General features: G+C 40.5%; 11 protein-coding genes. All 11 read right to left on the bottom strand.

All coding sequences use genetic code 11. The annotated features are described in order from the left end of the window. Nucleotides 1–70 precede the first annotated feature (70 nt). Nucleotides 71–502: a preprotein translocase subunit YajC gene (gene yajC, locus FC65_RS04135; RefSeq protein WP_010499036.1), complete on the bottom strand. Its 432-nt coding sequence runs from the start codon at nucleotides 500–502 to the stop codon at nucleotides 71–73. An 80-nt stretch (nucleotides 503–582) separates the two neighbouring features. After that, nucleotides 583–1,728 (bottom strand): tRNA guanosine(34) transglycosylase Tgt, encoded by a 1,146-nt coding sequence (gene tgt / locus FC65_RS04140; protein ID WP_010499034.1) that lies wholly within the window; start codon nucleotides 1,726–1,728, stop codon nucleotides 583–585. A gap of 311 nt (nucleotides 1,729–2,039) precedes the next feature. Further along, nucleotides 2,040–3,083 (bottom strand): tRNA preQ1(34) S-adenosylmethionine ribosyltransferase-isomerase QueA, encoded by a 1,044-nt coding sequence (gene queA / locus FC65_RS04145; RefSeq protein ID WP_056971654.1) that lies wholly within the window; start codon nucleotides 3,081–3,083, stop codon nucleotides 2,040–2,042. A 23-nt stretch (nucleotides 3,084–3,106) separates the two neighbouring features. Further along, nucleotides 3,107–4,123 (bottom strand): Holliday junction branch migration DNA helicase RuvB, encoded by a 1,017-nt coding sequence (gene ruvB / locus FC65_RS04150; RefSeq protein WP_010499028.1) that lies wholly within the window; start codon nucleotides 4,121–4,123, stop codon nucleotides 3,107–3,109. Between the two features lie 23 nt (nucleotides 4,124–4,146). Next, the gene (gene ruvA / locus FC65_RS04155) at nucleotides 4,147–4,755 is read right to left on the bottom strand and encodes a Holliday junction branch migration protein RuvA (protein WP_010499025.1); all 609 of its coding nucleotides are present in this window, start codon (nucleotides 4,753–4,755) and stop codon (nucleotides 4,147–4,149) included. Nucleotides 4,756–4,841: 86 nt separating this feature from the next. Then, entirely contained in the window at nucleotides 4,842–6,833 is a 1,992-nt protein-coding gene (gene mutL, locus FC65_RS04160) for a DNA mismatch repair endonuclease MutL (protein WP_056971655.1), read from the bottom strand. 69 nt (nucleotides 6,834–6,902) lie between these two features. After that, a complete protein-coding gene (gene mutS / locus FC65_RS04165; protein WP_056971656.1) occupies nucleotides 6,903–9,539 on the bottom strand; it encodes a DNA mismatch repair protein MutS in 2,637 nt (878 codons plus the stop codon). Nucleotides 9,540–9,562: 23 nt separating this feature from the next. Further along, nucleotides 9,563–10,363, bottom strand: a complete 801-nt coding sequence (locus FC65_RS04170; RefSeq protein ID WP_056971657.1) for a TIGR00282 family metallophosphoesterase — start codon at nucleotides 10,361–10,363, stop codon at nucleotides 9,563–9,565. Between the two features lie 288 nt (nucleotides 10,364–10,651). Beyond that, a complete protein-coding gene (gene rny / locus FC65_RS04175; protein WP_338088164.1) occupies nucleotides 10,652–12,217 on the bottom strand; it encodes a ribonuclease Y in 1,566 nt (521 codons plus the stop codon). 284 nt (nucleotides 12,218–12,501) lie between these two features. Then, the gene (gene recA, locus FC65_RS04180; protein ID WP_056971660.1) at nucleotides 12,502–13,602 is read right to left on the bottom strand and encodes a recombinase RecA; all 1,101 of its coding nucleotides are present in this window, start codon (nucleotides 13,600–13,602) and stop codon (nucleotides 12,502–12,504) included. Nucleotides 13,603–13,713: 111 nt separating this feature from the next. Further along, entirely contained in the window at nucleotides 13,714–14,958 is a 1,245-nt protein-coding gene (locus FC65_RS04185; RefSeq protein ID WP_056971659.1) for a competence/damage-inducible protein A, read from the bottom strand. Nucleotides 14,959–15,037: the final 79 nt, after the last annotated feature.

Genomic DNA, 15,037 nt, shown 5'->3' on the forward strand with positions numbered 1-15,037 from the left:
CAACACTATTTGACAAAGTCCCAAAAAAACTCGACGCAAGTCTCCAAAGAGAACTTGCATCGAGTTCATATTATTTCTCTGAATCGTCTGAATCTTGCTTGTCTTCAGCATCAGTAGAAGATACATCATCATTTGAAGCTGTATCTTCAGCTGCATTATCAGGCTTTTCTTCAGTTTCCTCTTCTGTCGAAGGTCCAACAGGCTGTGTTGATGCATGATCAACAACACGACCTATAGCGGAACGGTTAAAAACCAAATAAACGCCATCACAATCCAAAGTTACTGATTTATCAGCTTCGTCGATACTATCGATCACACCATGTAAACCACCAATAGTGACAACATTATCGCCTTTTTTCAAGGCATCCATCATTTGCTTGCGTTTATCTTGTTGTTTCTTTTGTGGACGGATCATCATGAAATACATTAAAGCGATGAAAGCCACAAAAACAAGAATTGTCGAAAGGCCGCCTGCGCCGCCTCCTGCACCAAGAATATACATTATTTCTCGCTCCTAACTTAATATACACTATTAACTTTAGCAGAAAAACCTATTTCTGACTACCTATCTTTCTAAAAAAATTAAAAGTTTTTCGCATTTGCCTTATTAAGACCATATTGTTCAAAGAAAGCTTCTTTAAAGTCTAACAATTCATCATTTTTAATTGCTTCACGGACTTGTTTCATTAGATCTAATAAGAAGTACAAATTATGGTAACTTGTTAAACGCAATCCAAAAGTTTCATCTGTTTTAAACAAATGACGTACGTAGGCTCGCGTAAAATTACGACAAGTATAACAGTGACAGTTCTCATCAATTGGTCGAAAATCTCTGGCAAATTTGGCATTTTTGACGACCAAACGACCATGAGAAGTCATGCAAGTCCCATTGCGCGCAATTCGAGTCGGTAACACACAATCAAACATATCGACTCCGCGAAGTGCACCGTCGATCAAAGCATCCGGCGAACCAACACCCATTAAATACCGGGGTTTATTTTCTGGCAATAAAGGTGTCGTAAATTCCAGGACATGATTCATCTCCGCCTTGGATTCACCTACGGACAAACCACCGATCGAATAACCGGCAAAATCCATTGATGTTAGATCTCGGGCACTTTGTTTTCGTAATTCTTTATGTCCGCCACCCTGTACGATACCAAACAAACCCTGACTGCTTGGATTTTGATGGGCCAATAGACCACGTTCAGCCCAGCGTGATGTCCGTTCAACCGACTTTTTGATATAGTCATACGATTCAAAAAATGGTGGACATTCATCGAAACTCATCATAATATCAGCGCCAAGATTATTTTCAATATGGATCGCTTTTTCAGGTGACAAAAATAATTTAGCACCATTCAAATTACTACGAAAATGAACGCCTTCCTCACTGATGTCACGCAACTTTGCTAACGAAAAAACTTGAAATCCGCCTGAATCGGTTAAAATTGGCCGATCCCAATTCATGAACTTATGCAATCCACCTGCTTCAGCAACCAAGTCATCTCCAGGTCGTTCCCAGAGATGATAAGTGTTGGACAAAATAATTTGGGCGTTCATTTCTTTTAATTCTTCAGGTGAAAGTGACTTTACAGTCGCTTGTGTCCCAACTGGCATGAAGATCGGTGTTTGAATCGTTCCATGCGGCGTTGTGATCTCACCTAAACGAGCCCCCGTATGTTTTTCTTTTTTGATCAAACGGTATTTGATTGCCGCTTCACTCATTAAAACTCCATCCTATTCTGATGCAATTTCTAACTGTATCCAATCAGAAATTGTGTATTTTTCTTTATCAGGCTGCGACAAGCAAGAAGTTTTGTTTATCCAACTTAAACAGCACAATGCAAAAAACACACGCCGCTTGTTTAAGTCCGATATACTCATTTCTTCCCGCTTGCTTTTGCCCTGCGTTCTTAGTCAGGCTTTGAAAGCCAAGACTTTCCGCTTAGCCAACAAATGCTTTAAATCGCTGAAAAACCGCAGTTTATCACATTTGTTCACTAATATTTTAGTCTCATCGGTTTTTCTGCGCCCTGTTAATAAATAAACATGCAATCCCCAAAGCTAAAGAAGCGGTACTTTTCTTCTACAGCATGCTTGTAGGCATTCAAAATATTTTCTCTACCTGTAAATGATGCAACCAACATTACCAAAGTGGATTTTGGTAAGTGGAAATTAGTAATAAACGCTTGCACTACTTTCCATTCATAACCAGGTTTTAGGAAAATATCTGTCCAACCGCTATCAGCCTTGATCTCACCATTGAATTTTGTTCCAATAGTTTCAAGTGTCCTGATCGTCGTTGTTCCTGTCGCAACGATCTTACCACCATTTTGACGAACTTCATTCAATGTCTGTGCTGATCCTTCACTCAAACTATAAAATTCACTATGCATCTTGTGATCTTCGATGTTTTCTTCAGTGACAGGACGGAAGGTTCCTAAACCGACATGCAATGTCAAGTAAACCAACTTTACTCCCTCGTCTTCGATTTTTTGCAATAATTCCTTAGTAAAGTGCAAGCCAGCAGTTGGTGCCGCAGCAGAACCAATTTCTTTAGAATAAACCGTTTGGTACATTTCTGGGTCATCAAGCTTTTCTTTAATGTATGGAGGAAGCGGTGTTTCACCCAAACTCTCCAAAATTTCCATAAAGATGCCATCATAGTGGAACTCGATCATTCGTCCACCATGGTCCAATTCTTTAGTAACTGTTGCAGTTAATTTTCCGTTACCAAATGAAATCTCTGTTCCGACCTTAGCTCTCTTAGCAGGCTTAACCAATGTTTCCCAGTTATCTCCATCAGTGTTATTTAATAGCAGCACTTCCAAATGACCACCTGTAGCAGGCTTATCTCCGTAAAGACGTGCAGGCATTACTCGTGAATCATTCATAACCAAGGCATCGCCAGGATTTAATTGATCAATTACATTATAAAAATGATCATCTTGATATTTTCCACTAACATGGTCCAATACCAACATCCGTGATTCATCACGTTTCTTTAGTGGAGTTTGAGCTATTAGCTCTTGCGGTAAATCATAATCAAAATCTTCTGTAGTTAAATGTTCTTCAGACACTAGTAATACCTTCTTTTTTATTATTAATTTTTTTCATCATGTAAATCGAGCCCTAAATGGGAATATGCAGCCGGCGTAACCATTCGACCACGTGCTGTTCTTTTAACAAAACCGATCTGCATTAAGTATGGTTCGATCATATCAGCAACTGTATCGGTCTCTTCACCGATATTGGCAGCAATTGTAGCTAAACCAACTGGCCCTCCAGCATAAAGCTTGATCATTGTCATTAACATCTTGCGGTCAGTTTCATCCAAACCGCGTTCATCGACTTGCAGTAACTTTAGCGCATAGTCAACAATTTCCAAATCAATACTCTCTTTCTGAGCAACTTGTGCGAAATCACGTACCCGTTTTAACAAACGATTAGAAACACGCGGCGTTCCCCGCGAACGGCGGGCGATCTCATGTGCTCCTTGCGGATCGATCTTCGAATCGAAAACTGCTGCAGAACGCAAAACGACCGCCGTTAATTCATCTTCAGTGTAATAATTCATATGTTCCACTATTCCAAAACGTGCACGTAAAGGTGCTGATAAAAGCCCTGCTCGAGTGGTAGCACCAACCAGAGTGAATGGTGGTAACGGAAAATGCACTGGATGAGCCGTCGCATCCTGACCGACCACAATGTCAATATAGAAATCCTCCATTGCGGAATACAAGATTTCTTCTACATTTTTGGGTAAACGGTGAATTTCATCAATAAACAAAATATCCCCAGGTTGAAGTTCATTCAATAATGCCACTAAATCACCCGGCTTTTCAATGGCCGGGCCACTAGTCGTTTTAAAATTAACGCCCATTTCAGTCGCAATAACACCTGCTAATGTTGTTTTCCCTAAACCCGGAGGCCCATATAGCAGTACATGATCAAGCGGTTCTTCACGATTCTTAGCAGCTTCGATGTAGATCGCAACTTCTTTTTTGATCTTTTCCTGACCGATATACTGCTTTAATGTCCGCGGACGCAGGCTAAGTTCAGTTTGTTCTTCGTCCAAACCAGTACTTTCACCTGAAATTATTCGTTCATCATCATCCATGATCGTAGACCTCCTTTACTATACTATTTTTTCATCAAGAGTTTCAACGCTTGTCGCAAATATTCGTCAGTCGAATTGCCATCAAAATCACGTAATTTTTTGCCAACTCTTTTAACTTCCGCTTTAGTATATCCTAAGGCCAACATAGCTTCTAAACTCTCCTTTAAATAAACAGGATCGTCAGCCTGACTTAATTGTAACTGATCATCCATCATTGGTGTTTGTGTCGAAAGATCAGACATTTTATCCTTTAAGTCTAAAATGATCTGTTTGGCAGTTTTCTTACCAATACTTGGAAACTTGGTCAAATAAGATTCATCATTTGAATCAATTGCATTGACCAATCCAGCATGATCCTCAGTTGCCAAAATTGCTAAAGCACTTTTAGGACCGATGCCTGAAACGCTGATCAATTTTAAAAAAAGCTGTTTTTCTTGAAAATCTTTAAAACCGTATAAACTAACATCATTTTCTCTAACTGCTTGATAAATAAACAATTGTTGTTTCTTTTCATGATCGATCCGATAGCTGAAGGGATTAGCCACATTTAACTGATAACCGATCCCATTCACTTCCAAAACAATATAATGCGGTGTAACACTGGTGATCAAACCAATAAAATATTCATACATAAGACTTCTCCAGTTCTAATGACCAAGACATTATCCAACTTATCAACTGTAACATTTTTTATACGAAGCATGGAACAAACAAATCGTTAATCAAAAAAATCATGTCCCTGATGTGGATCTTGGATCCGTTTAAACATGTGCTCCATATCCCCTGTCGTAAAATGAACTAACGTTGGCCTGCCATGAGGACAGTTATAGGGATTCTCACACTGACGCAACTGCCCTAAAAGCGAGCGTGCTTGTTTCTCGTCTAAATGATGGTTGGCTTTGATCGATCTCTTACAACTCATCATGATAGCCGTTTTTTCTCTGAATTTGGCTACAGTCAACTTATTATCAGTTAAGACATAGTCGATCATTTCACGAATTATTGATTCTTCCTGACCTTTTTTAAACCAAGTAGGATGTTGATGGATCGCAAACGTATTTTGACCAAAATCTTCCAAATAAATTCCGACCTCAGCTAATTTATCCTTATTTTGCTCGATCCTTAAAGCATCATTGACAGGATATGTCAAAATGATCGGTAACAACATATTTTGTTGGTCGGCAGAAACTTGACCGATCTGTTCCCGATAATACTCGTATTTGACCCTTTCTTGGGCCGCATGTTGATCGACAATATAAAAACCGTCATTCGATTCTGCAAATAAGAAAGTCCCATGCATCTGTCCAAAATAGTTTAAAGCTGGGAAAGGTTCTTTTCCTGTAACTTCTTTTTCAGTAAAATCTTTTGAAGCCTGTATTTCAGTTTTAGAATTCGATTCTTTTTTTACGTCCACAGTTTGTTGTGAATTTTGTTGGTACTTTTCGTCCCATTGTTTGACAGCCGGAGAATTCAAGTCAGCCACATCGTTGATCATGACTGGTTCAACATCATTTTTTTGCTGATGATCCGCTTGAACGATCGACCCATTTTCAACTTTTTTAGCTCCACCCATCAACGCATCCAAGATTTCTTTTTTGTCCGGTCGAGTAGACTGCTGTGAATTATAAGGTGACGAACTTTCACTCAATCCAAAATCAAGCTGCCCATCTTTTGGCACAGATCGTTTTTGGCTGCGCATGTTTTTTAAAGCGTCTGGAATCAAGTTTTCCTGTGAAATCCTGGCATAAACACTTTTAGACAATAACTCACACAGTTCTTGTTCCTTACTGATCTTAACTTCTTGTTTAGTGGGGTGCACATTAACATCCACCAAAATGGGATCGGATTCGATCGAAACTACAGCCAACGGATACCTGCCGACCATTAGCTTAGAACCGTAACCTTGAACTAAAGCTTTGCTCAACTGATTGTTCCTAACGTACCTGCCATTCAGCAAAAAGCTGACATAATTGCGGGACGCTCTTGTCAATTTTGGCAAAGAAATATATCCGCTCACTTTAAAATCATTATTTTGTTTTTCAAAATGAATCATCTGTTTTGCAACATTGATCCCGTAAATCGCACTGATCACTTGCTTTAAATTACCATTACCTGGCGTGTGCAACAGTTCACGTCCATTGCTTAATAAAGAAAAAGCAATATCTGTATGACTAAGCGCAAGTCTATTTACAATATCTGTGATCGCAGACAATTCCGTTTGCACAGAACTTAAATATTTTAATCTGGCTGGAGTATTAAAAAAGAGATCATTGACAATGATATTCGTTCCACGTCGACTTTCAGAAACCTGCTTTTCTAATATTTTACCACCTTTAAGATGAATCTTCGTGCCGGCTTTGCCTTCGATCGCTGTTTCCATTGTCACGTCAGAAACTGAAACAATGCTCGGTAAAGCTTCCCCACGAAATCCTAAAGTCACGATTTGAAATAAATCTTGGCGGTCTGAGATTTTGCTGGTAGCGTGACGGCGAAAAGCCATCTCAATTTCATCAACAGGGATCCCTTGACCGTTATCGATGACTTGAATAGACTTGAGGCCAGCATCTTCAACAGCAATGTCAACTTGTGAACTTCCAGCGTCTATCGAATTTTCAACCAATTCTTTCACAACTGAAGCTGGTCGTTCAACAACTTCACCGGCCGAAATTTGATCGGCTAAAATCGAGTCGAGTTGATGAATTTGAACCATAAGCTCTCTCCTTTCGTGAATTTTTGGGTATCAATATGATCCTAACTTAACGAATTACGTACTTTTAAATTACTTCTTTTTATTTAGACGGTCCTGCCACTTGTACACAGCATTCATAACTTCCATCGGAGTCATTGCCATTAGGTTAGCATTTTTTAACTCACTAACAACTTTTTCCCCTACAGGATCAACTGCCGGTTCTGAATCGCCAAATAACGAAAGCTGCTGGTCTGGGGAAACGTCGTTATTTTCTGCAGTACTTTCCTTCTGTTCACTGCTCAAAGCAGGTTGTTCTTCCGGTTTACTTACAGATGCGGGCAATTGTTGTCCTTCATTTTCAAGTCTTTCCAAGATCTGGGCAGCATTTTTAAGCAAACTTTCTGGTAAACCAGCCAGTTTTGCAACATGCACACCATAAGAACGATCCGCAGGACCAGCTTGCATCTGATGTAAGAAGACCAATTCACCATTTTTTTCAACAGCACCAACATGGATGTTTTTGAGTTGAGGCAATTCGCTTTCTAAAGCCGTTAATTCATGATAATGCGTGGAAAATAGAGTTTTCGCCTGCACTTTGTCATGAACATACTCAATGATTGCTTGCGCTAAAGCCATCCCATCGTAAGTCGCAGTCCCACGGCCGATCTCATCAAATAACAAGAGACTGTTAGGAGTAGCGTTCTTCAAAGCTTCATTAGCCTCCATCATTTCCACCATGAAAGTTGATTCACCTGAAATTAGATCATCTGCAGCACCGATCCGCGTAAATATTTGATCAAACAACGGCATCTTTGCACTTTGTGCCGGCACATAACATCCAAGTTGAGCCATGATCACAGTTAAAGCCAACTGGCGCATATAGGTACTTTTACCGGACATATTGGGCCCCGTAATCAGCAAGATCGTCAGATCCTGTGCCATTGAAATATTGTTTGGCACGTAACTTTGCTTACCCATGACTTTTTGAACAACTGGATGCCAGCCTTGCTTGATATCGATCTGATGGCCGCTCACAAATTCTGGCCTGACAAAATGACCATCTTCACTCACGACTGCGAAACTTTGCAGCACATCTAACTTAGCAACCGCAGCAGCTAATTTCTGCAAACGTTGGATCCGATCTTTGATTTGTTCGCGAATATCGATAAATAACTGGTATTCCAAATCAGCCGCCTTACTTTGGGCCCCCAGTATCATTGCCTCTTTTTCTTTCAATTCTGGTGTAATAAAACGTTCTGCATTCACCAATGTTTGTTTGCGCTGATAACGTCCTTCAGCCAGCTTGCCAACATTACCCTTGGAAACTTCAATATAATAGCCAAAAACCTTATTATACCCAATTTTCAAGTTATGGATACCAGTTTCTTGACGTTCTTTTGCTTCCAACTCTGCTAGCCATTTTTGCCCATTATTCAATGCATCGTTGTACTCATCTAATTGTGAATTGTACCCTTCTCGGATCAAATTACCATCCGTCACTGAAATTGGCGGTTCATCAACTATTGCAGTTTCGATCAGGTCAGCAACTTCTTCGACTGGGTCAATCTGACTGAGCAAATTGCCCAGCTGACCATCGTTTAATTGTTCTAGAATATATTTGATCTGTGGTATATGATGCAAAGAAGTCATCAACTGGATCAAATCCCGCCCATTAACGTTGCCAAAGGCTACTCGACCAGCGAGGCGCTCTAAATCGTAGACCTGAGAAAGTTCTTCTTGGAGACCTGACCTTTCAAAATAGTTATCCAGTAAAACTTGGACAATATTTTGGCGTTCTAAAATATCTTCTTTATTTAACAATGGCCGGTCGATCCACTGTTTAAGCAAACGACCACCCATCGCAGTCTTTGTCTTATCAAGCAGCCACAATAATGTTCCAGATTTTTTATGCGTTCGTGAATTTTCTAATAATTCTAAGTTGCGTTTGACTCTATGGTCTAATTTTAAATATTGTGCAGGCTCATAGTGAATCGCTTTTTGAATATGCGCCAAAGCTCTTTTTTGTGTGACCTCCAAATAAGAAACCAGATGACTAACTACATTGATTTCCAACTTATTTGTCAATTCTTGTGTGGAGTACGCAACTTCAGATTTTTCTTCGATTTCATCTTGATGAGATAACAATATTTTCAAACTATTGAAGGCCGTTATTGTTGAATTAGTCACACTTTTATCGATCACAACCTCTTTGGTACGCAGACTCAACATTTCATTGATCAATGCATCCACATTGTCTAACTCAGCAGTCTTCAGTTCGCCAGTCGACAGGTCTGTATAAGCAAAACCAAACTTGCCGCTGCTTTCATGAACAGCTGTCAGATAATTATTTTCCTTAGCTTCTCCAGCCTTATCATCGATCAAAGTCCCCGGAGTTACTAATTGAATGACTTCCCTTTTGACCATGTCCTTAGCCAATTTAGGATCTTCCATCTGTTCACAAATTGCGACCTTATAGCCTTGGTCGACTAAAATATCAATGTAGTTTTGCGCAGCATGGTGCGGTACCCCACACATAGGGATCGTCTCGCTCGCATTTTTATTTCGTGACGTTAGTGTTAGTTCAAGTATCTGAGAACCTTTGATCGCGTCATCATAAAACATTTCATAAAAATCACCCAAGCGATAAAACAAGAAGGCATCTGGATACTGCTCTTTGACCTTCATATACTGTTCCATCATCGGTGTTCTTTTTGTTTTTTGCGGCATCAACAGTTCCTCCCACTTATTTTTTAGTCCATATACGGATGATCCGGATCGACCCGAATATTTTTAATTTTTTTTGCTCGCCCTGTTTTTTCATCGACATCGATCATAACAGCGCCTAAAGTCTGCTGTCCATCGGTTTCAACTTCAAATCTAGTTGGCATCTGATTTTTGAAACGACTGATCACGTTTCCCCGCCGCATTCCTAAGATCCCGTCATACGGTCCGGTAAAACCAACGTCAGATAAGAAAGCTGTTCCTTGCGGCAAAATCCGCGCATCGTTAGTTTGAACATGAGTATGCGTACCAATCACAGCCGAAATACGACCATCAAAGTTCCAAGCAAAAGCCTCTTTTTCACTGGTTGCTTCACCATGAAAATCAACAAAGATCACCGAAGTTTCTTTTTCCATTTTTGAGATCAAGTCTTCAGCCACAGCAAATGGATCGTCAGAAGGATTCATAAATACTCGTCCTTGGATGTTCAAAACACCGACCTTAACTCCATTAACGTTAACTATTGTATGACCAGCTCCCGGAACTTGTCCTGCTGAAAAATTAGCGGGTCGAATCAGCTTGTTGGTAGAGGAAATAAAATCTTGGATCTCTTGATTATCCCAAGTATGGTTTCCCATGGTGATCACGTCAGCCCCAGCTTTCAATAGTTTTTTATAAACTTTCTCGTTGATCCCTCGCCCACGTGTTGCATTTTCACCGTTAGCGATCGTAAGTTGGGGGTGTAAACTTCTTTTTAAAACAGGTACCGTTTCTTCGAACATATCCTGCCCAGGCTCACCCATAACATCGCCAATAAATAAGATCCGCATTATTTATCTCCTCTTCTATTCTTCACAATTCAGTTAAAGTTAATTTTACCATTTTTAAGAGTAAATGTGCATACTAATAACGAAAGTACATCTAGCCGTTTAAGCAGCAGAAATGTCGGATCTAAGTATTATATGTTTTTTTACACTGTAAGATCTAAGTTAGACCAGCAGACTTATCTGAGTTTCAAAATGCAACTAATAAAACGAGTTAGAAAATCATAACTGTCTTAACAAGAACTAAAAAAGCCGAAAGTACCGTGGTTAGGTAAACTTTCAGCTTTTAGTGCTTTATTTTGCGTATTCAATAGCGCGTGTTTCACGAATAACCGTGACTTTAATATGGCCTGGATACTCCATTTCTTCTTCGATCTGGTTCTTAATATCCCGAGCCAAAATCGTCGTCTTAGCATCAGTGATCTTGTCAGGTTTTACTATGACACGAACTTCACGACCCGCTTGGATAGCATAACTCTTTTTGACGCCCTCAAAGTTATTTGAAATCGATTCGAGTTTTTCCAAACGATGGATGTAGTTTTCTAACGACTCACTACGTGCACCAGGACGAGCAGCAGAAACTGCATCAGCAGCAGCTACAAGTACGGCGATAGTCGACTCTGCTTCAACGTCACCATGGTGAGAAGCGATAGTATTAACAACAGTTTTACCTTCGTTATACTTTTTCGCTAATTCCACACCGATCTCAACGTGTGAGCCTTCGACTTCGTGGTCGACCGCCTTACCAATATCATGCAGTAAACCAGCACGCTTAGCAAGCGTAACATCTTCGCCCAGCTCACTAGCCATAACACCAGCTAGTTTTGCAACTTCGACCGAATGATCCAAAACATTTTGACCATAACTTGTTCGATAACTCAAACGACCGACGATTTTGATCAGATCTGGATGCATAGAATGCAAACCTAAATCAAAAATTGCTTCTTCACCGGTCTCTCGGACCTTAGCATCCATTTCTTTAGTGGCCTTTTCAACCATTTCTTCGATCCGTGCCGGATGTATCCGCCCATCTTGAATCAACTTCTCTAAGGCAATCTTAGCGATTTCACGTCTGATTGGATCAAAGCCGCTTAAAACAACAGCTTCGGGAGTGTCATCAATAATCAAATCGATTCCAGTTAAGGTTTCTAACGTCCGAATATTTCGACCTTCGCGACCAATAATTCTACCCTTCATTTCATCGTTAGGGAGATTTACCACGGACACCGTAGTTTCCGAGACTGTATCTGCTGCACTGCGTTGGATTGCTTCTGCAATCAACACTTTTGCTTTTTTATCAGCACTTACTTTAGCCTGTTCTTCGCTATCTTTGATCATCACTGCCATTTCGTGATCTAAGCTTGATTTAGTCTGCTGTAAAATCAAATCTTTGGCCTGATCTTTAGTCAAGGCCGCAACTTCTTCAAGTTTATCTTGTTGTTTCGAAACCAATGATGAGACTTCTTGATGTTTTTTATCAAGGTCGCTCTGCATAGAATCCAATTGCTTTTCTTTTTGTTCAAGCATATGTTCACGTTTCTCCAAATTGGTATCTTTACGATCCAAATTTTCTTCCCGCGCGAGCATCCGGTTTTCCTGCTTTTGAACTTCAGAGCGTCTGTCCTTGAGTTCATTTTCTATTTCGCTGCGATACTTATGACCTTCCTCTTTTGCTTCCAAAAGAGTTTCTTTTTTTTGTGCTTCTGCTTCTTTTTTAGCAGTTGCAACAATACCTTCAGCCGTTTGTGTCGCACTATCAAGTGATTTTTCATATGTTTTTTTGCGATAAGAAGAACCACCAGCGAAACCTATCAATAAAGCCAAAATAGCGATGACGAGGATAATAAATATAGAATTCAAATTGCACCTCCGCATCGTTAAATTTTTTATTTAAAATTCAACAATTACGTCAATTCGATGCTCAATGTTCATGCACACATTACTATTTTAATGTTTGTTAGCTGTTGCTGTCAATCATTATTGGTCTATCTCTTGATCTTATTCTCAAAGAAGGCTTAACAACAAGTAAAACATGTCCCACTAAAAAATCAGTCAGAGCAAATATCTGCCAAAATCAGACTTTCATCTTCTAGCAGACACCCACCTAACTGATTATTTTCACCGTTCTTTAAAGTTATTAAAAATTATTTTTTAGCAGCTTTTTTAGATTCTTTTTTTGTTTCTTTGGCATCATTTTTTAAATCAAGATCTAACTGATCTTTTTGCCCTGCTTCTTTAGCGTTGTCACTATTTTCATCGGCGATCCCGTATGCTTGACGAACTTTAGTTGTAACTTCGTTCATCATTTCAGGGTGATCAGCCATATACTTCTTGGCATTTTCACGCCCTTGACCGATTCGTTCTTCACCATACGAGAACCACGAACCGCTTTTATGCACGATGTCTTTTTCAACAGCCATATCGATCAGCTCTCCGGTCTTAGATATACCTTCGCCATACATAATGTCAACTTCGGCTTTCCTGAATGGCGGAGCAACTTTATTTTTAACGACCTTGATCCGCACGCGATTCCCGACGATGTCAGAACCGTCTTTGATCTGTTCGGCACGTCTGATCTCCAAACGGATCGTAGCATAAAATTTCAAAGCTCGTCCGCCTGGTGTTGTTTCAGGATTACCAAACATCACACCAACTTTTTCACGGATCTGATTAATAAAAAGCGCAATCGTCTTTGTTTTATTGATCGTACCTGAAAGCTTCCTTAAAGCTTGTGACATTAGGCGAGCTTGCAAACCAACATGCGCGTCACCCATTTCACCTTCTATTTCAGCTCGTGGAACTAAAGCCGCTACAGAATCAACAACAACTATATCTACAGCACCTGAAGAAACTAAGGCATCGGCGATTTCCAAGCCCTGTTCACCAGTATCGGGCTGTGAAAGCAAAAGCTCATCAATGTTGACTCCAAGAGCACTCGCATAGACCGGATCCAAAGCGTTCTCGGCATCGATATAAGCAGCAGTGCCTCCTTGAGCTTGTACTTCAGCGACAGCATGCAAAGCAACCGTTGTTTTACCAGAACTTTCTGGACCGTAGATCTCAACGATCCGTCCCCGCGGGTAACCTCCTACCCCCAAAGCTTCATCTAAAGCCAATGAACCACTTGGGATCGTCAAGATCTGCGTGTCGGCCTTATCGCCCATCCGCATAATTGAACCTTTACCGAAATTTTTTTCAATCTTTTTTAATGCAGCGTCTAATGCTGCTTGTCTTTCATCAGCCACCATCAAGTTCCTCCTTATGCTTAATTCAGCAACTTTCGATTAATACCGTATACTTATCATACTGATGTTTTACCCAAAACGCAAGAAAAATCGAACGAATGTTTGAAAAAATTATTTATCCAATGCCTTATTCAACATTCCAAAACCAGTCATAACTGCACTGTTGCGGACCCGTTGCCGATCATACTGGAAATGATAAAGCTTTGCCTGGGTTACCATATTTTTGCCAGCTAAACCGATCCAAACGGTCCCGGCAGGTTTGCCTTCCAACGGATCAGGACCAGCCGCACCAGTAAATGAAACAGTAAAATCCGTCTGAAGCAGATTGCGAGTATTTTCAGCCATCGCGATCGCTGTTTTTCGACTGACAACACCATTTTTTTCAATCAAATCAGCAGGTATCCCCAGTAATTTTTCTTTTTGTTCAGCAGCGTAAGTCACAAAGCCGCCTGGAAAGATCTCAGATGCACCTGGGATCGCCGTGACAGCAGCTTGAAAACTCCCGCCTGTCAAACTTTCAGATGCAGATAAGGTCAATTTGCGTTGCCGTAGTTTATTGACGACTACTGCTGGCAAACTGTTGTTTTCACCATAACCATAAAGATATTCACCCACACGATCAGTGATCTTTTCTTCTAATTCATCCAACAACCTTGCATCTTCAGCATCTGAATGCCCAGCAGCGGTCAAACGCAAGGTCACTTCATTTTCCTTGGCATAAGGTGCGATCGTTGGATTGGCCTGTTCATCGATCAGATCGGCCAGCTTAGTAACTAAGTTGGACTCGCCAATGCCAAAAAACCGCAGCAGTCGTGAGTTCAACACTTGCTGTCCTTGATACTGTTTGGCCAGCAAGGGCTTGGCCGTTTTTTCAAACATCGACTGCATCTCATGAGGCGGACCTGGCAATAATAAGAAATCGGCACCATTTGGATCTTGATAATAATTACCAACGGCCAACCCGACCTCATTTGGCAGCGAAAGTGCTCCTTGAACATACATCGCCTGTATCTTGTTATTTGGTGTCATCTCACGTTTTCTTTTTTTAAAAAAAGCCGTGATTTTTTGCATGGCCGCTTTATCGACGACCAAGTCACGCTTCAAATAGCGAGCAACTACCTGTTTAGTTAAATCATCTGCGGTAGGTCCAAGGCCCCCAGAAATGACGACAAGATCACTCCGCGAAGCTGCTAACTTAACAACTTCCGTCATCCGGGCCTCATTGTCACCCACTAAACTGTGATAATAAACATTGATCCCTAAATCTGCCAGTCCTTCACTGATAACTTGAGAATTTGTATCAGTGATCTCACCTAAAAGCATTTCGGTCCCAACAGCAATAACTTCTGCGTGCATGTCTTATACCTCCTAATATAATATTACGCAATTTCATCATTTTTCTGTGACCTGAATTATTCATACTTTTCCCTTAAGG

Source organism: Ligilactobacillus acidipiscis DSM 15836, assembly GCF_001435755.1.
Classification (GTDB): Bacteria; Bacillota; Bacilli; order Lactobacillales; family Lactobacillaceae; genus Ligilactobacillus; species Ligilactobacillus acidipiscis.